General features: G+C 53.2%; 16 protein-coding genes. 6 read left to right on the forward strand and 10 right to left on the reverse strand.

What is annotated here, in order from left to right; translation table 11 throughout:
• Positions 1-3 precede the first annotated feature (3 nt).
• A complete protein-coding gene (locus tag QMZ65_RS18665; RefSeq protein ID WP_097119362.1) occupies positions 4-969 on the reverse strand; it encodes an isoaspartyl peptidase/L-asparaginase family protein in 966 nt (321 codons plus the stop codon).
• Between the two features lie 228 nt (positions 970-1,197).
• Between QMZ65_RS18665 and moeA the strand changes: the two genes are divergently transcribed.
• Together moeA and moeB are read left to right on the forward strand one after the other, a co-directional pair.
• Positions 1,198-2,433: a molybdopterin molybdotransferase MoeA gene (gene moeA / locus QMZ65_RS18670; RefSeq protein ID WP_283216488.1), complete on the forward strand. Its 1,236-nt coding sequence runs from the start codon at positions 1,198-1,200 to the stop codon at positions 2,431-2,433.
• Complete coding sequence (moeB, locus tag QMZ65_RS18675) at positions 2,433-3,188, forward strand: molybdopterin-synthase adenylyltransferase MoeB (RefSeq protein ID WP_097119364.1); 756 nt, start codon at positions 2,433-2,435, stop codon at positions 3,186-3,188. The genes moeA and moeB overlap by 1 nt, the downstream gene beginning before the upstream one ends.
• Positions 3,189-3,252: 64 nt before the next feature.
• Here the strand turns inward: moeB and QMZ65_RS18680 are convergent, their stop codons facing one another.
• The 8 genes from QMZ65_RS18680 to mntR all read right to left on the reverse strand — a co-directional run bounded on the left by QMZ65_RS18680 (position 3,253) and on the right by mntR (position 13,608).
• Positions 3,253-4,845 (reverse strand): ABC-F family ATPase, encoded by a 1,593-nt coding sequence (locus QMZ65_RS18680; protein ID WP_097119365.1) that lies wholly within the window; start codon positions 4,843-4,845, stop codon positions 3,253-3,255.
• 185 nt (positions 4,846-5,030) lie between these two features.
• A complete protein-coding gene (locus tag QMZ65_RS18685; protein WP_034820857.1) occupies positions 5,031-5,432 on the reverse strand; it encodes an H-NS family histone-like protein in 402 nt (133 codons plus the stop codon).
• Positions 5,433-5,866: 434 nt separating this feature from the next.
• Entirely contained in the window at positions 5,867-7,348 is a 1,482-nt protein-coding gene (locus tag QMZ65_RS18690; protein WP_283216489.1) for a sugar porter family MFS transporter, read from the reverse strand.
• A 268-nt stretch (positions 7,349-7,616) separates the two neighbouring features.
• Complete coding sequence (locus tag QMZ65_RS18695) at positions 7,617-9,134, reverse strand: efflux transporter outer membrane subunit (protein WP_283216490.1); 1,518 nt, start codon at positions 9,132-9,134, stop codon at positions 7,617-7,619.
• A gap of 1 nt (position 9,135) precedes the next feature.
• Positions 9,136-10,704, reverse strand: a complete 1,569-nt coding sequence (locus QMZ65_RS18700) for a DHA2 family efflux MFS transporter permease subunit (RefSeq protein ID WP_283216491.1) — start codon at positions 10,702-10,704, stop codon at positions 9,136-9,138.
• A complete protein-coding gene (locus tag QMZ65_RS18705) occupies positions 10,701-11,831 on the reverse strand; it encodes an HlyD family secretion protein (protein WP_058961954.1) in 1,131 nt (376 codons plus the stop codon). Before QMZ65_RS18705 ends, QMZ65_RS18700 begins: the two co-directional genes overlap by 4 nt.
• A 187-nt stretch (positions 11,832-12,018) precedes the next feature.
• Positions 12,019-13,128 carry an SLC13 family permease gene (locus QMZ65_RS18710; RefSeq protein ID WP_283216492.1) on the reverse strand — a complete coding sequence of 370 codons (1,110 nt, stop codon included), beginning with the start codon at positions 13,126-13,128 and terminating at the stop codon, positions 12,019-12,021.
• 21 nt (positions 13,129-13,149) lie between these two features.
• Positions 13,150-13,608, reverse strand: coding sequence for a manganese-binding transcriptional regulator MntR (gene mntR / locus QMZ65_RS18715; protein ID WP_034820884.1), 459 nt, complete (start codon positions 13,606-13,608; stop codon positions 13,150-13,152).
• A gap of 265 nt (positions 13,609-13,873) precedes the next feature.
• Between mntR and QMZ65_RS18720 the strand changes: the two genes are divergently transcribed.
• The 4 genes from QMZ65_RS18720 (at position 13,874) to QMZ65_RS18735 (ending at position 18,160) form a co-directional block, all read left to right on the forward strand.
• Complete coding sequence (locus QMZ65_RS18720; RefSeq protein WP_045814029.1) at positions 13,874-14,068, forward strand: hypothetical protein; 195 nt, start codon at positions 13,874-13,876, stop codon at positions 14,066-14,068.
• Positions 14,069-14,373: 305 nt separating this feature from the next.
• A complete protein-coding gene (locus QMZ65_RS18725; RefSeq protein WP_058961952.1) occupies positions 14,374-15,102 on the forward strand; it encodes a gluconate 2-dehydrogenase subunit 3 family protein in 729 nt (242 codons plus the stop codon).
• On the forward strand, positions 15,102-16,880 hold the full coding sequence (locus tag QMZ65_RS18730) for a GMC family oxidoreductase (RefSeq protein WP_283216493.1): 1,779 nt from the start codon (positions 15,102-15,104) through the stop codon (positions 16,878-16,880). The genes QMZ65_RS18725 and QMZ65_RS18730 overlap by 1 nt, the downstream gene beginning before the upstream one ends.
• 11 nt (positions 16,881-16,891) lie before the next feature.
• Positions 16,892-18,160, forward strand: coding sequence for a c-type cytochrome (locus QMZ65_RS18735; protein WP_441339655.1), 1,269 nt, complete (start codon positions 16,892-16,894; stop codon positions 18,158-18,160).
• A 59-nt stretch (positions 18,161-18,219) separates the two neighbouring features.
• Here QMZ65_RS18735 and ompX read toward each other — a convergent pair whose 3' ends face one another.
• Entirely contained in the window at positions 18,220-18,732 is a 513-nt protein-coding gene (ompX, locus tag QMZ65_RS18740) for an outer membrane protein OmpX (protein WP_045834179.1), read from the reverse strand.
• Between the last annotated feature and the right edge of the window lie 336 nt (positions 18,733-19,068).

Consider the following 19,068-nt stretch of genomic DNA (forward strand, 5'->3'; position numbering starts at 1 on the left):
TCCTTAGCTATCGCGGTAAATCGCTACCTCGACTTCGCCACCGACGTAGGCGAATCCCCGATACATCCCTTCACTGTTAAAGGGCAGCACCACATTGCCGTGCCTGTCGACGGCAATCAGCCCACCGCTGCCTTCCAGCTCCTGGACTTTGTCATGAATCACGTTGGCAGTGGCTTGCTGCAGGCTACGGCCGCCGTACTCCATCTGTGCAGAAACGTCATACGCTGCCAGAGTACGAATAAACACTTCACCGGTGCCGGTGCAGGAAACCGCCACGGTCTCATTATTAGCGTAGCAGCCCGCGCCGACGAGCGGCGAATCGCCCACGCGGCCGACCTGCTTGTTGGTCATACCGCCGGTTGAGGTCGCAGCGGCCAGATTACCCTGAAGATCGAGCGCCACCGCACCCACGGTACCGAATTTGCGATCGGGGTCGAGCGGATCGTCGCTGTGGCTTTGCGCAGCGCCGTCATGATCGAGCACCATCTGCTGGCTGCTCAGCGCACGCTGTAGCTGTTCCCAGCGTTCAGGCGTGGAGAAGAAATCCGGCGCAACCTGTTCCAACCCCTGTTCTGCGGCAAAGGCTTCTGCTCCCGCACCGATAAACAGCACGTGCGGGCTGTTTTCCATCACTTTACGCGCCGCCAGAATCGGGTTACGAATGTGATTCACGCCCGCCACCGCACCGACATCCAGAGTGCGGCCATCCATAATGCTGGCATCCAGTTCGTGAGTGCCTTGATGGGTAAACACCGCGCCTTTGCCTGCGTTAAACAGTGGGCACTCTTCCAGCAGCCGCACCGCCTCGGTCACCGCATCCAGCGCGCTGCCGCCCGTGGCCAGAATCTGCTGCCCTGCGGTAACGATTGCGTGCAATTGCTGACGATATTGCTGCTCTTTTTCGGCGCTCATAGCGGCACGCGTGATTGCGCCCGCACCGCCGTGAATTGCGATAACTGCTTTAGCCATAACCGGTACCCTGTCAGGAAATCAGAACCAAAAACACTGATTTAGAATGGTTTTCATCTTTTTTAGGCAATTTTCGACTATAGAAAGGCACTCCCGGCTTGTAAAGCAGAAAGTGTATCTCCGGTCATAACCTTTTATTGTGGATTATGCTTTTTTAGTCACATGTGACTCGGCAGACAAATGTCACCATAATAGGCAGCAACTGAAATTCATCACGCAGAGACTGACATGGAACCTTTCACCGCAGGATTAATCTCCCTCGAAGACGCGCAGCAAAAAATGCTGCAACAGCTCACGCCCATTAGCGATTGCCTCAGCGTCTCGCTGTATGAGGCTGCAGGTCGCATCACCGCCAAACCGGTGACGTCTCCACTGGATGTGCCGCCGTTTGATAACTCCGCGATGGATGGTTATGCCGTACGTCTCAGCGAGATCGTGCCGGACCGCGAATTTCCGGTCGCAGGCAAAGCTTTTGCCGGCGCGCCGTTCAACGGCGATTGGCCCGCTGGCAGCGTGATTCGTATTATGACCGGTGCGCCGATTCCAGCAGGCTGCGATGCCGTGGTGATGCAGGAGCAAACCGAACAGCGTGCGGACGGTATCGTCATCACCGCTGAAGTGCGCGACGGCCAAAACATTCGTCGCATCGGCGAAGATATTCAGGCGGGCAAACAGGTGCTGGAGGCGGGTGTTCGCCTCGGAGCCGCCGAGTTGCCGCTGCTGGCTTCACTGGGGATTGCCGAAGTGAGCGTGCTGCGCAAACTGCGCGTGGCGATTTTCTCTACCGGCGATGAATTGCAGGCGGTGGGCCAGCCCTTGGCTGACGGTCAAATCTACGACACGAACCGCTTCACCGTATCGCTGATGCTTAACAAACTGGGCTGCGAAGTGATCGATTTGGGCGTGATTGCGGACGATCCCGAGGCGCTGCGCAAGGCATTCAGCGAAGCCGATCGTCAGGCGGATGTCGTGATCAGCACCGGTGGCGTCTCCGTCGGCGAAGCGGATTTCACTAAAGCGATGCTGGAAGAGTTAGGCGTGATTACCTTCTGGAAGCTGGCGATGAAGCCGGGCAAACCGTTCGCCTTTGGCCGCTTAGCCAACAGCTGGTTCTGCGGGCTGCCCGGCAATCCGGTGTCTGCCGCCGTGACCTTCTATCAGCTGGTGCAGCCGTTACTGGCCACCCTCACCGGGCAGACCACGCGCATTATGCCGCTACGTCAACGCGCTCGTGCCACTCAGCGTTTGAAGAAATCGCCTGGACGCCTCGACTTCCAGCGCGGCATTCTCAATCGTGGTGAAGATGGCGTGCTGGAAGTGCGCAGCACCGGTGCCCAGGGTTCGCACGTGTTTAGCTCTTTCGCTCTTGCCGACTGTTTTATTGTGCTGGATCGCGATCGTGCGGATGTGGAACCTGGCGAATGGGTTGAGGTTGAAGTTTTCAATAGCCTGCTGGAGGGCTAATGAGCGTCGAACTGAGCGATGAGGAGATGCTGCGTTACAACCGTCAGATCGTGCTGCGGGATTTTGATTTTGACGGTCAGGAGAAGCTCAAAGCGTCGCGGGTACTGATTGTGGGTCTCGGCGGGCTTGGCTGTGCCGCTGCGCCCTATCTGGCTTCGGCCGGTGTGGGCCATCTTACCTTGCTGGATTTCGACAGCGTCAGCTTAAGCAATCTGCAGCGCCAGATTCTTCACAGCGATGCCACCCTCGGCCAGCCCAAGGTGGAATCTGCGCGTCAACGGCTGGCGGCGATTAACCCGCATTGCCAGCTCGAACCGATTGATGCACAGCTGGATGATGCTCAACTCAGTGCCCTGATCGCGCGCCATGATGCGGTGCTCGATTGCACGGATAACGTTGATGCGCGTGAGCAGATCAATCGTTTGTGTTACCAGCACAAGGTGCCGCTGATTTCAGGGGCGGCCATTCGTATGGAAGGCCAGCTCAGCGTGTTTACCTGGCAGCCGGGGGAACCCTGTTATCGCTGCATTAGCCGCTTGTTTGGCGATCAGACATTAAGCTGCGTGGAAGCCGGCGTGCTGGCGCCGTTGGTCGGTGTCATTGGTGCGATGCAAGCTTTAGAGGCCATAAAAGTGCTGACCGCGTTGGGGCAACCAGCACGTGCACGCCTGTTGATCTACGATGCGATGAGTGCAGAATTTCGTAGCATGAAGGTGATGCAGGACAGGCATTGCGAAGTGTGCGGGAAACCATGATTTCCCGAAAATAATAACGGCGCGATCCTCCGCGCCGTTATTACTGTCATTCAATCATTTATAATTAAACAATACCCTGACTACGCAGATAATCTTCGTAGTTGCCGGTAAAGTCGATAATGCGATCACCCTTCATCTCCATCACGCGGGTTGCCAGTGAACTGACAAACTCACGGTCATGCGAAACGAAAATCAGCGTGCCTTCGTAACCTTCAAGTGCCAGGTTAAGCGATTCAATCGATTCCATATCGAGATGGTTGGTCGGTTCATCCATGATCAAGATGTTCGGCTTCTGCATCATCAGCTTGCCAAACAGCATGCGGCCTTTCTCACCACCAGAGAGCACTTTAGCAGGCTTCTTGATTTCATCATGACCAAACAGCAGACGGCCCAGAATACTGCGCACCGCTTGCTCGTCGTCACCTTCCTGCTTCCACTGACTCATCCAGTCGAAAACACTCAGGTCATCGGCGAAATCTTCTGCGTGATCCTGCGCATAATAACCAATCAGCGCATTCTCGGACCATTTCACAGTGCCGCTGTCAGGCGTTAATTCGCCGACCAATGTTTTCAGCAACGTGGTTTTACCGATACCGTTGGCACCGAGAATGGCCACTTTCTCGCCAACTTCAACCATCAGATTAAGCTTGCTGAACAGCGGTCCGTTATCGAATCCTTTCGTCAGTGCCTCAACTTCCAGCGCATTACGGAACAGCTTCTTATCCTGATCAAAACGGATATAAGGGTTCTGACGACTGGAAGCTTTCACTTCATCCAGCTTAATTTTATCAATCTGCTTGGCACGCGAAGTCGCCTGACGCGATTTAGAGGCGTTGGCACTAAAACGGCTAACGAATGATTGCAGGTCTGCAATTTGCGCTTTCTTCTTCGCGTTATCAGAAATTAAACGTTCACGCGCTTGCGTCGCCGCGGTCATATATTCGTCATAATTTCCTGGATACACGCGCAGTTCGCCGTAATCCAGATCCGCCATGTGCGTACACACCATATTCAGGAAGTGACGGTCATGCGAAATGATAATCATGGTACTGTTACGTTCGTTTAGCACCTGCTCCAGCCAACGAATGGTATCAATATCCAGGTTGTTCGTCGGTTCATCGAGTAGCAAAATATCCGGGTTTGAGAATAATGCCTGCGCCAACAGCACACGCAATTTCCAACCTGGTGCGATTTCGCTCATCGGACCGTAATGCTGTTCCACCGGAATGCCCACGCCCAGCAATAATTCACCGGCACGAGATTCCGCGCTGTAACCATCCATTTCGCCGTATTCAACTTCCAGGTCGGCAACTTTATAGCCTTCCTCTTCGCTCATTTCTGGCAAAGCATAAATACGGTCGCGCTCTTCCTTCACCGCCCATAATTCGGCGTGACCCATAATCACCGTATCCAGCACGCTGAATTGCTCAAAGGCAAACTGGTCCTGACGTAACTTACCGATACGCTCGTTAGGGTCGAGTGAAACATTACCGTTGGTCGGTACCAGGTCGCCGCCCAGTATTTTCATGAAGGTCGATTTACCGCTGCCGTTCGCACCGATTAAACCGTAACGATTACCGCCGCCAAACTTAACGGAGATATTCTCAAACAGCGGCTTACTGCCGAACTGCATAGTAATATTGCTGGAAACTAACACGGCATTGACCTTTGTTACGCAGTGGAGGAAAAAACAGCGGGCATTATGCCAGAAAGCAGCACCGGGACGCCACCTCTGCGCCTGCAGGCAGCGAGCGAAGGCGCTAAACGCGTTGTTGCAAATAGAGAAATAAAAAAGCCGAAGACAACGTGGTCTTCGGCTCCCGCTTACAAGGATTGTGTCGATTATTTGATCAGGAAGCTGTCCAGGCTTTTACCAGAGTCCAGCGCTTTCTTAATCGCTGCTGGGGTACGGCCCTGGCCGGTCCATGATTTCTCTTCACCGTTCTCATCGGTGTAAGAATATTTAGCCGGACGCGGTGCACGCTTCGCGCGTTTTTTACCGGTTTCCAGCGCACCCAGCAATTCGTTCGGGTCAATACCGTCAGCCAGCAGCATTTCGCGGTATTTAGACAGCTTTTCTTCTTTCTCGCGATTCTGCGCTTCTTCTGCATGAACTTCGTCGCGGCGCTCAGTCACCACCACGGTTAATTTCTCCAGAATCTCTTCCAGATCGGTCAATGGCAGTTCACGAGCCTGCGCACGTAATGTGCGAATGTTGTTCAGAACTTTAAATGCGTCACTCATCACAAGGTCCTTGCTTAAGGGGGGTTTAAATAAACTGTAGTGGCAAGATTACCCAATTCAAATAAAAAAATAAATTAATTTATGCGGACGGATAATTCCTAACTGATTAACGTATTCACAATTTGAGCGATATCCCCAGCGAGAAGCTTTAATTAACGGTGAATTAACAACAGCACTTTAGTACCACCGACTGGAACTGGTACCGATTTCAGAGGTTATTCCCGGCTGATAAACAAGCATTTAGCGGTTAATGCCTTGCCTGGCTGATGTGTGTTAGCAGATTAATGAAGATTAATGTTATGGCCGAAAATCTATTTTCACAGGTGATTATTCTATTCTGACAGTTGAGACCACAATCGCATTTTTATCCCCACTTATCGATAAAAAGCCAGTGCATGCACCGGCTTTTACCCTCATAAAAACGTCACCTCAGGTTACGAGCTTTTCTTCACAGCGTGCGTCAACTGCGGTTGCGGTTCTTCATTTGACAGCCAGTCGTGCAAATAATGCTCGATCTGTTCCAGTGAACGATTTCGTGTTTCCGGTACAAAGCGAACCACAAAAATGGCTCCCCCTATTCCGATTAGCGCAAAAATAAAGAACGCTCCCGATAAACCCACCGATGCCAACAGGATTGGGAACATCAGCGAGATAAGGAAATTAGCGATCCACATTGCAAACACGGCGCCGCCCATAAATATCCCACGCAGACGTGTAGGGAAAATTTCAGACAATAGCAACCAGGTCACGGGTGAGAGTGCACCTTGCTGGAAGCTCAAAAACATCAGCATTCCCAGCAACACTATATAACTGCGCAGAACATCAGGTTGACCATTTACCGTCTCCGGCATGAAATAACTGACGGCACCAATAAATACCAGACAGGCGGTACAGCCAAACTGTCCTAACATCGTCATGGTACGGCGCCCAATGCGCCCCAGCAGCCAGATACCGACGAAAGTCATTAATACTGAAATAACGCCATTGGCGATGGTGGCAATTAATGCTGCGCTATCGCTCATGCCCACGGCTTTTAACATGGTCGGAGCGTAATACATGATGGTATTCACCCCGGTTAACTGCTGTATGACCGCAATACCCACGCCAATCAAAAATAATTTAAACAGCCAGGGTTGACGAAGTTCACGCAGGCGTGGGCGCGTTTCATGTTGTTCTTCAGCTAAGGTTTCTTCTATTTCCGTGAGTTCCCACTCAACATCTTGTTTAGCTCGCGTGCGTTCCAGCACCTGACGCGCTTCTGCTAACCGCCCTTTCATCGCATACCAACGCGGTGAGTCGGGCATAAACAGCATGCCGAACCACAGCAGCACGGCAGGCACCGTCGCTACCGCCAGCATCCAACGCCAGGTGGTATCACCGCCCCATACCGCGTTAAAACCGGCGTTGGAGATGTAAGCCAACATCTGCCCGGAGACGATCATCAGTTCTTGCATGGTCACTAACTGGCCACGTTTGTTGGCGGGCGCCATCTCCGCGATGTACACCGGGACTGTCGCTGACGCGCCCCCCACCGCCACACCCAATACCAGGCGGAAGAAAATCATCCATTCAACGTCAGGTGCTAACGCGGTGCCGATTGCGCCAATAGCGAAAATCACCGCCAGCACCAGAATGATTTTTCTCCGCCCGGCCGCGGCGGCAAAGTGGCCTGATGCCAGGGCACCAAAAGCCGCGCCAAACAGCAGGCTGCTGGTGACCAACCCCGTGGTAAAGGGTGTCAGATGGAGATCGTTGCCCATAAATAACAGTGCGCCAGAAATCACACCGGTGTCATAGCCGAACAGCAACCCCCCTAAGGTGGCAATCATTGCTATCACCTTCACAAAGGGTTCAGTGCGCGTGCTGCTGTTCGGCCCTGATGCTTTGTTGGGGGTAAGGTAGTTTTCCCGCGGCATAATCCACTCCTTAACAGTAAGAGAAGATTTAAAAATAGTTTATTTCAACCAACAGGAATAATTATGAAATTTAAATTTTGCGCTACAGATCATAAACCCCGCATTTACATGCGGAGCAGATCACAAAAAGGGGCTTTACTGCGTGTAAATCGGTGAAGAGTGATCAGAGGGGAATTTGCATTTAGTCCAAAATGAAAACTTTCGTTTCAAAATGGGCGAATTGTGATGCCTGATGCTGGGGCAACCCGCAGACTGCCCCCTTTTACGACTAAGGCACCGTGGTGGCAGGGCCAAACACAGAATATTCCGGCAGATTAACGTTTTGATAAGGTTCCCAGCCGCCGCCCAGCGCTTTGTACAACGCGACTAAATCCAGTGCACTCTGCATTCGTGCCTGTGTCGATTGTGCTTCTGCCTGCGCTAACTGACGCTGTGCGTCCAACACATCCAGGAAGCTGGAAATCCCCTGCTTGTAGCTATCACTGGCGAGATCAAATGCTCTCTGCAATGCGCCAGTGGTTTCATCCAGAGCTGCCACCTGCTGCTGATCGGCGCGATAACTGACCAGGGCATTCTCGACATCCTGCAAGGCAGTCAGCACCGTCTGACGATATTCAAGCGCTGCATTGGCCTGCTGCGCGCGTGCCAGTTTCACGCTGGAGACCAAACGCCCGCCCTGAAAAATCGGAATGGAGAGCGAGGGCCCGATACTGTAGAAATGGCTGCTCCAGTCATCCAGATAGCTGGCATCGGTGTTGCGCACCCCGAGTTGACCCGTCAGTGACAGGCTGGGGAACAGATCCGCCACCGACACGCCAATGTTGGCAGTCTGCGCATGCAGATTGGCTTCCGCCTGGCGAATATCCGGACGTCGTCGCGCCAACGTGGATGGAATCCCCACCGCCACCATTTTCGGCAACGGCGGTAACGCTTTACTGCTCATCAGCTCGTTATCCAGTGCGCCCGGCGTTTTGCCCAGCAATACCGCTAAACCATTCATGGCCTGACGTTCCTGCGACTGATAGCCCGGCAATTGCGCGTTCAGCGAGGCAAGTTGTGCGCGCGCATTTTCCACATCGGTGAGCGGCGCCATGCCGTTACGCTGCTGGCTTTGCGTCAGTTCCCAGGTTTGCTGCGCCACATCGATTTGCTGCTGCAGAGTATTGAGTACCGCTTGCGCGCCGCGCAATTGCAGATAGGCACGTGCCACTTCTGCTTCGAGTGACACCAGCGCATCATTGCGTTGTTCGATGGCAGCCTGCTGCTGCGCATCTGCGGCTTCCATCTGACGGCGCACTTTGCCCCACAGATCAAGCTCCCAGCTGGCGTCAAAGCTGCCTTGATAAAGGGTGACAGAATGATCGAGGCCGTTCAGTTGATTGGCGACGTCACTGTCCACCTGATCGTAAACCCCGTTGGATTTCAGTATGCCTTTTAGGCCCAACTGCTGACGTGTGACTTTAGCCGAGCCATTGAGTGACGGAAAAAGCCCGCCGCGCGCCTGCGCCAGTTGCTCACGCGCGCCAGCAATGCGCAACACCGACTGCTGCAGGGATAAGTTACCGGCAATGGCGCGTTCAATCAGGCTATCCAGTTGTGGATCATTAAAGCTTTTCCACCACAGCGGGTTGGTGGCCGCCGATTGCGGTTTTGAGGCTTCCTGCGACGGCAAATCGCGATAGCTGCCCGGCGTCTGCGCATGGGGTGGCTGATAATCAGGGCCCACAGCGCAACCCGCCAGAAGCAGAGACAGCGCCAGCAAACTCAAGCGCGGAGAGGTGATCATCTTAGTGTGCTCCTGCACTGCCTTCGCTCTTGATCGGCGAAAGCAACCAACAAAATGGAATCAACAGCAAGGCCACAATACTCAGGCCCATAAATACGTCGATGTACGCCAGGATTCGTGCCTGTGCAATCATCTCTTTGTACAGCTGACCGGTCGCCAGCGTCAGGGGATCGCCCACCGCAGACGTAAAGTCGCGAATCGACTGCGCCCAATGCTGCAAAGTGAGATTGAACGGCTCGTTGAGCGGCGTCATGTTATGCACCATACTCGCCGACCGCGCCTGCATACGCTCAGTGATCCCCGCCGTTGCCAGTGAAATACCGATCGATCCCGCCACATTACGGAACATGGTAAACAATGCCGATGCATCCGCATTGAGCCGTTGCGGCACCGTAATAAAAGCAATGGTCGTCAGCGGTACAAACAGGAAACCCAGCCCTATCGATTGCGCACTGCGCATTAATACCAGGGTGGTAAAATCAACGTTCGGCGTCAAGGTCGTGGAATAGAAGAAGGCGCTGGCGAGACAGCTAAAACCGAAAGCAATGATGTAGCGTGTTTGCACAATCGGCATCAACTTCAGCACCAGCGGAATGGTCAGGACGATCAATATCGCACCGGGCGAGAGTACCAGCCCCGACCAGGTCGCGGTATAGCCCAGATCCTGCTGCGCCAGTTGTGGAAGTACTACCGAACTGCCGTACAGAATCATCGCCATGCCTGCCATCAGCAAACCGGCCACCCAGAAGTTACGATCTTTCATGACCGTGATATCTACCACTGGTTTACGTGCATACAGCAGCCAGTAGACGGCGCCGACAATGCCGATCACCGCCAGCATGCAAAACAGGCGAATAAAGTGCGAGGCGAACCAGTCTTCATCTTCACCACGGTCAAGGAACACCTGCAAACAGCCGAGTCCAAGAGTGATCAAGCTGATACCGATGTAATCGATCTTCAGCTTGCCCTTCGCCCATTTACGCTCCCACGGTGGATCTTCCAGCAGTTGATAGATAGCCAGCACCGTTAATATTCCGACCGGGATGTTAATGAAGAACACCCAGCGCCAGCTGTAGTTATCGGTGATCCAGCCGCCGAGTGTTGGGCCGATCACTGGCGCGACGATAATCGCAATCGAGGAGAGACCAAAAGCTTTGCCACGATCTTCCGCTTTAAAGTAATCGAGGAGCACCGATTGCTGCACCGGCTGCAAACCGCCGCCGAAAAAGCCCTGCAACACGCGGAACAGAATGATTTGCCATAGCTCAGTGGCGATACCGCACAGGAACGAGCAGATGGTGAACATGACAATACAGATCAGGAAGAACTGTTTACGCCCAAACAAGCGGCTAAAGAAGGCGGAAATGGGCAACACAATGCCGTTAGCCACCAGATAGGAAGTCAGCACCCAGGTGGATTCGTCGTAACTGGAAGAGAGTGAGCCGGCAATGTGCGGTAGCGCCACGTTAACGATGGTGGTGTCGAGGATCTCCATAAACACCGCCAGCGTCACCGTGATGGCGACCAGCCAGGGATTGCTGGCCGGACGCCAGCTTTCGCTCGCACTCATTCTACGGTGACCTTCGGCTCAACCGACAGGCCCAGTGGCAGCGGATGATTCGGATCCAATCCTTTATCGATGACGATTTTCACCGGCACGCGCTGCACAATTTTCACGTAGTTACCGGTGGCGTTTTCAGCCGGGAAGGTGGAGAAACGCGAGCCGGACCCCATCTGCACGCTATCAACGTGCCCTTCCAGCTTCATATCTGGCCAGGCGTCGATACTGATATCCACTTTGTCGCCGGGATTCATCCGCGCCAGTTGGGACTCTTTGAAGTTGGCATTGATCCAGATATCCGGCGACACCAGTGAAAACAGTGCCGTGCCAGCCTGTACCAGCGTACCGACCTGCACGTTGCGCTTGGTGACAAAGCCATCGTAGGGGGCGCGCACTTGGGTATAAGAGAGATTCAGTTCGGCGGTATTGAGCTGAGCCTGCGCCTGCTCAACCTGCTGCTGACGCGCTTCTACGTTGGTTTCCTGCTGACGAATCTGCAATTGCACCTGTGAAGCCACTTCGACCTGCGCTTTGGCGCTTTGCAGTTGTGCTTCAGCGGATCGCAGCTGCGCGGCTGCGGTATCGATGTTGCGTTGTGACGTCGCGCGCGGATCCACGCCGCGCTGACGACGATAGTCCGCCTGCGCATTTAAAAGATTGGCCTGCGCTTTGGCTTGATCGGCTAACGCCTGATCGCGCTGCGCAGGATACTGCACGCGTGACAGCGCTAACTGTGCCTGCGCCTGATGCAGTTGCGCCTGAGCCAGGCCAAGCTGGGCTTTAGCCTGATCGCGTTGGGCACTGGTATCGCGTGGGTCGATCTCCACCAGCAAATCGCCCTGCTTCACCCGCTGGTTATCTTTCACCAGCAGTTTCACCACATAACCGGCCGCTTTTGGTGCGATGGTCACGGCATCACCTTCGGTAAAGGCATCATCCGTGGATTCAATGTTGCGCGTGGTAAACCAGAACCACAGGCCCACCAACAGCATGATCACCACCACGATGGCGAGAATGACCAGTGGCTTTTTGCCGGGGCGTTTACGTTGTGGTTCGTTGTTGTCTTGACTGGAGTCTGAAGCGTGCTGCGCATCCTGCTGCTCGCGTGCGGGCGGCTGATTGTGGTTATCACTCATAGGTTATCATCGCTGGCTGTGATCCCGATCCACGGGCAAAAACGGTCAACTTAACCTTAGATCGAAAATTGACAAATGCCAGTACAACTTTACACAAGCCAACAATCAACGCATTTTCTGCCACTAAGTGCGATAACGCGCTGAATAATCAGCGCGTCAGCTCATCGGGCAGAACAAAATGGCAGGCTTAGTGTAGCCAGCGCAACAGCAACCAGCCACACAGCATCGACCACGCCAGCATGGGTAAAGAAAACAGGTGAAAGCGCCACCAGACTTTGCTGTCTTGCGCCATACGCAGCGCAATCAGGTTAGCCAATGAACCCGGCAGCAAGCCAAATCCACCAATGTTGACGGCCCAGGCGAGCACCTCTGAAGGCGGCACTTTTTGCAGCAACAGGATGGTGGCTGGCACATTACTGATCACCTGTGAAAGACCTATCGCCAGCAAGTATAAACCGCCTTCACTCAACTGGCTTATCGCGGCGAAATGCGGTTGTAGCAGGGGAAGATGCATCAGTAAAAACACATCGATGAACATCGCGACAAATACCAGCAACAAGCTCCAGTCAATACTGATCAATACGCTGCGCGCCATAATCAGGAAGCAGCCTGCCACCAACAACAGCGCCCATCCGGTCATTTTCAGCTCTAAAGCCACAATAAATATCAGATACAGCAGCACACTGATGATAAATAATGGTTTTTCCCATTGATGCGCTTCGCTTTGCGCGTGCTTTTGGATGGTTTGTTTAGGAAAACTCCACCAGGTGAGCGCCATCAGGCTGATCATCAACACGGCAACTAACGGTGCCATTTGCAAGATAAAGCCCGGCACGCTGAGCGTGCCGTGGCTCCATAACAGAATGTTTTGCGGATTACCCACCGGCGTCAGCAGCGATCCGGCATTTACCGCCAGCGCTTCAAAAATAATCAGACGAGAAATCGGCAGACGCGAGAATTTGCGTAGCGTCAGGGTCAGCGGCACCAGAATAAACAGCGCCACATCGTTGGTGAGAAAGGTGGAAAGCAGCGCAGCGGCACACACCATAAACAGTGCCAGTGTACGCTCATGTTGAAAGCGCTGCACCAGACGCGCGCCGAGCACATCAAAATAACCGCTGTTTTCCAACCCTTTGGTTAGCATCAATAGCCCGGTGAGCGTCATGATAGTGTGCCAGTCAACGGCGGCAGGCAATTGCGACCAACGATACTCTGCCTGCGGCAATAAAATCACACCCAACAGCAACAGCAAATGCAAAATACGATCACGCATTAAGGAACGAAGCACGATGGGCATGATGGCGGAAGACCTTGTAAGTTAGCGGCTCTCGTAAAACTTCTGGAAGACGGCGAGGGTTTCATCACTGACGTGATGTTCCAGGCCTTCAGAATCCCGGCGGGCAGTTTCCGGGCTGACACCCAACGCCAGCAGGAAAGTTTCAACAATATGGTGGCGTACGCGGCTCGCTTCAGCCAGCTTTTCACCTTCAGGCGTCAGAAACACACCGCGATAAGGAACCTGTTCCACCAGACCGGTGGTGCCTAAACGCTTCAACATTTTTGCCACGGTGGGCTGTGAAACGCCGAGGCGCGCGGCCATATCGACCTGGCGGGCTTCACCAAATTCACGAATCAAATCAGAGATTAACTCTACGTAGTCATCAATAAGTTCACGTCGATGCGCTTCGCGCACCTGGCGAAATCCTTCGACATGCTCCTCTATATCTTTAAGCGGCCCCTGGGGCGTATTGGTGGCGCTCTTTGCACGACGACTCATTCAGCTTCCTCATTATTATCTGCCGCACTTTATCTGCGGTGCGGGCCTGGCTGCGCTCATTGTAAACCAGGCACAAATAAGCACAAATTTTTCCTAAATAGTGTTGGCTAAAGAGTATAGCCAGTGCTATCTTTGTTCGTAATGTAAGCGAATAGCTTATTTAGGAGGCAACGATGAACGCACCCTATCTGCTGCTACTCCTTTTCCTGCTGTTTATCGCAGGTTTGTGCTTACTGTTACGTCGTTATTCATTCGGGAGGTGAACATGACCACCATGAAAAACTGCCTCGACTGTGGCAAATGCTTCCAGGTTGAGCAAAGCAAACCGGCTTTTGAGCTGAAATCGCTGCTGTGCCTGTTTAAACGCTCGCCTTTTGCCCTGCGTCTGATGCTGATTGAAAAGCTGACCGGCAAACAGCTGACCGAGCGCCCTTGCCCCAATCTCATCTGGCGCGGCTGATTCATCCATAAATTTCTTCTCAGGATCCGTTTCCTCAACGGATCCTTTGCACGATCTCACATTTTGTTACCTTTTTAGTCCTACTCTTTCTATTGTTATTGAACGAATTTCCGATCCCTGCGCTCACTGTGGCTGAATCGCTTCAGGCACTGACATAACTTTACCTTCAATAACGCTTAAACGATTAGGCTGCTAACTTTTAGCTTGCAACCTGTTGTGACGTCTGATTAATCTCCTCATAACAAAAAATTACATATTTATAACAAAATCAACCCAGGGTGGGTTTTTCGTAAGGAAGATTAGCAATGTCACTTAAAAAGCCTGAAGAGCAACCATCGGGCAGGAGACGATTTTTACAAAAATCGCTCTCGCTCATTCCCCTCGCCGCCGCAGCCAGTTCCGGTGTGGTGTCACTCTCCTCCCCCGCTGCCGACAAGCCGCAAGGCGTGTTATCCGACTATGTTCCCGCTTACTTCAACGATAAAGAGTGGAAATTTCTGCTCGCCGCGCTGGATCGCCTGATCCCTGCCGATGCCAACGGTCCTGGCGCCGTCAGTGAAGGTGTACAGGTGTTTATCGATAAGCAGATGGAATTGCCCTACGGCTATGGTCGCTTGTGGTACATGCAAGGCCCGTTCGCCGATTCGATTCCGGAAATGGGTTACCAATCCCATCTGGTGCCACGCGATACCTATCGGTTAGGCATCGCCTTAGCTGACCAGCACTGTCAGCAGCAGTACCAAAAAGATTTTTATCAACTGGAAACGGCGCAACAGGAAGAGGTTTTGCGTGCGCTGGAAGCCGACAAACTGCATAACGATGCCATTCACGGCAAGCTGTTTTTCGAGCAACTGCTGGAGAACACCAAAGAGGGTTATCTCGCCGATCCGATTCACGGCGGCAACCAAACGCTGGCCTCGTGGAAAATGATCGGTTTCCCCGGTGCACGTGCGGATTTCGTCGATACCGTACAGCAGCCTAATAAACCCTACCCTCTTGGCCCAGTCAGCATTTCCAGTAAAAGGAGCGTGTAATGGCGGCAGTAAAAAAAGCGCCCGTCGATGTGGTCATCGTCGGGTTCGGCTGGACCGGTTCGCTCATGGCGATGGAACTGGCCAGTTCTGGTTTGAATATTGTGGCACTGGAGCGCGGCGAAAATCGCGATACCTACCCCGACTTCTCCTATCCGCGTATTGCCGATGAACTGACTTACGGCATTCGTTTAAAACTGTTCCAAAATGCCTCGAAAGAGACCGTGACGGTTCGTCACACTACGCAGGAAACCGCGCTGCCCTATCGCCGATTCGGTTCCTTCCTGCCCGGTGATGGTGTGGGCGGTGCCGGTACCCACTGGAACGGTCAGCTGTGGCGTCCGCTGGAAGCGGACTTAAAAATGCGCAGCACAGTCATCGAAAAATACGGTGCTGACTTCATTCCTAAAGACATGACGGTGCAGGATTACCCCTTCTCTTATGCCGAGATGGAGCCCTACTTCGATAAGTTTGAGAAAATTTGCGGCGCGGCCGGTCAGGTCGGTAACCTCAACGGTGAAACCGTCGAAGGCGGTAACCCGTTCGAATCTCCGCGTAAAAATGGCTATCCCACCAAGCCGTTAAAAACGCTGTATGCCGGCGAATTATTCTCTAAAGCCGCAAAGCAACTGGGCTATCACCCCTTTGAGTGCCCTGCAGCCAACACCACCGAACCCTGGACCAACCCTTACAACGTGCAACTTGGCGTGTGTAACTACTGCGGTTATTGCGAACGCTTCGGCTGTTTCAACTACTCCAAAGGCTCCCCGCAAAGCTGTGTTATCCCTGCTCTGAAGCCGTTTAGTAACTTTGAGTTGCGCACGCAGGCGCACGTGATTCGTGTCAATACCGACAGCAGCGGTAAAAAAGCCACTGGCGTCACCTATATCGATGCGCAAGGTAATGAAGTCGAGCAACCGGCTGACCTGGTGATCCTCAGTGCCTTCCAGTTGCACAATGTGCGCTTACTGCTGTTGTCAAAAATCGGTAAGCCATACGATCCACAAACCGGTGACGGCGTGGTGGGCAGAAACTATGCCTACCAGATGACCGGCGGTATCAAGCTGTTCTATGACAACGACAATTGGTTCAATCCATTTGCCGCCACGGGTGCCACCTCCACCGTTATCGATGATTTCAATGCGGAAAACTTCGATCACAGCAAAGTCGGCTTCGTTGGCGGCGCCACGATATCTGCGGCCTTCTCCGGTGGACGTCCCATCCAGCAGATGGGCATCCCTAAAGATGCGCCGCGTTGGGGTTCCGGCTGGAAACAGGCCATCAAAGATAATTATCTGCACAACATGAACGTCGGCTCGTCAGGTTCAGTGATGCCGTATAAGCAGTGCTATCTCGACCTTGATCCTACGTACCGTGATATCTACGGCCAACCGTTGCTGCGTATGACCTTTGACTGGCAGCAGAATGAACTGAAGATGACCAACTTCATCAAAGGTAAGGCCGAGGAGATCGTCAAGGTGATGAATCCTAAGCACTATGAAGTGGGCTTCAAAACCCTCAACAGCCATTACGATGTCCGCCCTTACCAATCAACGCACACTACCGGTGGTGCAGTGATGGGCGACGATCCGCGCACCAGCGTGGTGAACAAGTTCCTGCAAAGCTGGGATGTACCGAACGTATTCGTTACGGGCGCATGCTGCTTCCCGCAAAACCTGGCGTACAACCCAACCGGGATTGTCTGTGCCACCGCATTATTCGCGGCGGATGCGATTCGCAACCGCTATCTGGCTAACCCTGGTCCGCTGGTTCAGGCCTGATAAGGAGCGTTATAGTGAAATTTTCCGCACTCTTTTTCGCTCTCGGCGGCGCACTGATCAGCCACGCCGCATCGGCCGCGACCGATGCCTCGGTTAAGCAAGGCGAGTATCTGGCCAAAGCGGGCGATTGTGCCGCATGCCATACCGCAGCAGGTGGGCAACCTTTCGCCGGTGGGCTCAAAATGAGCACGCCGATTGGCGCCATATACTCCACCAACATTACGCCAGATAAAACGCACGGCATTGGCGACTACAGCTACGACGACTTCGTCAAAGCGGTACGTGGCGGTGTGGCGAAAGATGGCAGCTCGCTCTACCCCGCCATGCCGTTCCCGTCGTATGCCAAAATCAGCGACAGCGATATGCACGCGTTGTATGACTACTTTATGCAGGGTGTGAAACCGGTGAGTCAGGAAAATCGCAAAAGTGATATCCCCTGGCCGCTCAGCATGCGTTGGCCGCTGGCGTTTTGGCGCTGGACCTTTGCCGATGACCGCACTTACGCTCCTGTAGCCGGTCAATCGGCACAGTGGCAACGCGGTGCTTATCTGGTGCAGGGGCTTGGCCACTGTGGCTCATGCCATACGCCTCGTGGCATCGGCTTCCAGGAGAAAGCCATGGATCAGAACAGCAAAGGCTATCTGACCGGCGGCACGCTGGAAGGCTGGCATGCGCCAGATCTGACCGCCAGCCCGGCAGCGGGTTTGGGCAGTTGGTCTGAGCAAGATATCGCCACCTTCCTGAAAACCGGCGCGAATAAGCAAGGCGCTGCCTTTGGTTCGATGACGGATGTGATCGCGCACAGTACCCAGTATCTCAGTGATGAAGATCTGAATGCGATTGCCGTTTATCTGAAGTCTTTACCGGCTGCGGATAACACCGCTGCACCACAGGTCAGCGATGCGACGTCGCAAGCGCTGTTCAAAGGGGATGTCAGCCAGCCAGGTGCGCAGGTGTACGTGGATAACTGCGCTGCCTGCCATCGTACGGACGGTAAAGGCTATGCTAGTACCTTCCCGGCGCTGGCACACAATCCGGCCTTGTTGAGTGAAGACCCGTCATCAGTGATCAGTGTGATTCTGAAAGGCGGCCAGCGTGCGATTACGCAACAGGCGCCGACCGGTTTCACCATGCCAGATTTCGCCTGGCGCCTGGATGATCAGCAGGTCGCTGATGTCGCTAACTTTATTCGCAATGGATGGGGTAACAAAGCGGCGCCGGTAACGGCCGATCAGGTGAAGAAGATCCGCGCCACGCTTCCTCCCGCCCCGCAAAAGTAAGCATAAAAAAACGGCCCGTAAAGGGCCGTTTCTTGTGCAACTCTGGTCTAAGCAAAAACTTAGAAGCTGTAGCCTACGCCAGCAATCCAGGTGCCTACGTCTACGCTACGGATACGGCTCTGCTCGTAACCCACGTCAACTGCAACGTTCTGGATTGGGTTGAACTGCATGCCTGCGCCGTAAGAGAAGCCAACGTCGCTTGAATCAGTTTTGTACTGTGCAGCAGCGTCAGTTGCCTGGTATTTACCGTAACCGATACCCACAACGCCGTAGATGCTTGCCCAGTCGTTCAGACGGTAAGCAGGACCACCGGTGATGCCGTAGTACTGGCCTTTGTTGTAAACGCCAGCGTCAGTGCGGTCTTTCTCGGTGTAGGTGAAAGAACCGATCCAACCCAGTGGGTTAGTACCATCTTCGTAACGGTATTTCAGGTTGAAGCCGTTTGCTTTGTTAGCAACGCCCTGATAATCGCTCTGCGCGTAACCAGCAGAAACGGTGCTCTGCGCCATGGCTGAACCTGCTGAAACTGCCAGTACACAAGCCAGTGCTGAAAGACATGCAATTTTTTTCATAAACCACCTCAAATGTGAATATACTTCTCTCCTGACAACGCTGAAAATATAACAAAAATTAGTAAGAAACTCTGCCCGCTATTTGTTGTCTAACAGATTGTTTGGTGTAACAGAAAGTTAATGAAGTTTCCTATGTCATTCATTTTACTTATAAAAAGCGTCATCTTTCTGCAAGAATATTTCGGGCTGCAAATAATGCCTTTAAGGATATTCCTAAACTAACCTGACATTTCTTTACTTAAATGGCCCGAAAAACGGTTATTTTCCAGGCGGTCACTGCATTTATTTTCCCTCTTACACTCCTCCTTATTTCCTGAAGATTCCTTTACACTGACG

Source organism: Pantoea sp. EABMAA-21, from assembly GCF_030053335.1.
In the GTDB taxonomy this organism is placed as follows: domain Bacteria; phylum Pseudomonadota; class Gammaproteobacteria; order Enterobacterales; family Enterobacteriaceae; genus Pantoea; species Pantoea communis.

What these genes read in the sequence shown, in the direction of transcription:
- QMZ65_RS18665 (WP_097119362.1), bottom strand. Translation starts at nt 969, where the DNA reads ATGGCTAAAGCAGTTATCGCAATTCACGGCGGTGCGGGCGCAATCACG.
- moeA (WP_283216488.1), top strand. Translation starts at nt 1,198, where the DNA reads ATGGAACCTTTCACCGCAGGATTAATCTCCCTCGAAGACGCGCAGCAA.
- moeB (WP_097119364.1), top strand. Translation starts at nt 2,433, where the DNA reads ATGAGCGTCGAACTGAGCGATGAGGAGATGCTGCGTTACAACCGTCAG.
- QMZ65_RS18685 (WP_034820857.1), bottom strand. Translation starts at nt 5,432, where the DNA reads ATGAGTGACGCATTTAAAGTTCTGAACAACATTCGCACATTACGTGCG.
- QMZ65_RS18690 (WP_283216489.1), bottom strand. Translation starts at nt 7,348, where the DNA reads ATGCCGCGGGAAAACTACCTTACCCCCAACAAAGCATCAGGGCCGAAC.
- QMZ65_RS18695 (WP_283216490.1), bottom strand. Translation starts at nt 9,134, where the DNA reads ATGATCACCTCTCCGCGCTTGAGTTTGCTGGCGCTGTCTCTGCTTCTG.
- QMZ65_RS18700 (WP_283216491.1), bottom strand. Translation starts at nt 10,704, where the DNA reads ATGAGTGCGAGCGAAAGCTGGCGTCCGGCCAGCAATCCCTGGCTGGTC.
- QMZ65_RS18705 (WP_058961954.1), bottom strand. Translation starts at nt 11,831, where the DNA reads ATGAGTGATAACCACAATCAGCCGCCCGCACGCGAGCAGCAGGATGCG.
- QMZ65_RS18710 (WP_283216492.1), bottom strand. Translation starts at nt 13,128, where the DNA reads ATGCCCATCGTGCTTCGTTCCTTAATGCGTGATCGTATTTTGCATTTG.
- mntR (WP_034820884.1), bottom strand. Translation starts at nt 13,608, where the DNA reads ATGAGTCGTCGTGCAAAGAGCGCCACCAATACGCCCCAGGGGCCGCTT.
- QMZ65_RS18720 (WP_045814029.1), top strand. Translation starts at nt 13,874, where the DNA reads ATGACCACCATGAAAAACTGCCTCGACTGTGGCAAATGCTTCCAGGTT.
- QMZ65_RS18725 (WP_058961952.1), top strand. Translation starts at nt 14,374, where the DNA reads ATGTCACTTAAAAAGCCTGAAGAGCAACCATCGGGCAGGAGACGATTT.
- QMZ65_RS18730 (WP_283216493.1), top strand. Translation starts at nt 15,102, where the DNA reads ATGGCGGCAGTAAAAAAAGCGCCCGTCGATGTGGTCATCGTCGGGTTC.
- ompX (WP_045834179.1), bottom strand. Translation starts at nt 18,732, where the DNA reads ATGAAAAAAATTGCATGTCTTTCAGCACTGGCTTGTGTACTGGCAGTT.